The 332-nt window shown below is 40.7% G+C and carries 1 pseudogene; it reads right to left on the reverse strand.

From position 1 onward, the window contains the following. Positions 1-332 (reverse strand): annotated as a pseudogene (locus ABR397_RS23600) (baseplate J/gp47 family protein); the annotation flags it as partial.

Below are 332 nucleotides of genomic sequence, written 5' to 3' on the forward strand. Positions count from 1 at the left end.
ATACCGTCACGGCTAAGCGTAATATTGTAAATATCAACACTCGATGTATCTATGTTATAAACGCCTGAATAATATCTACCAGCAAATAATGTAGATGCTATTCTTGCTCGGGTTCCACCGTCTTCTCCGTTAAATGCTTGCGCTATAGCTGACTTAACCTGTGTTTCAATATCAGCAGGAAGGTAATCGCTATTCGCAAGTGAGACGTCAACATAGACACAAATGGGCGCGGGTATCACATAGTTAATTTCATATTCGGGATAAGGCTGAACATAGTTTTCATCATCCACAATTGTGTGAGTTGTATTTCCGTTCGTAGGAATACCTGGAGG

It is taken from the genome of Photorhabdus viridis (assembly GCF_040256935.1).
GTDB classification, from domain to species: domain Bacteria; phylum Pseudomonadota; class Gammaproteobacteria; order Enterobacterales; family Enterobacteriaceae; genus Photorhabdus; species Photorhabdus viridis.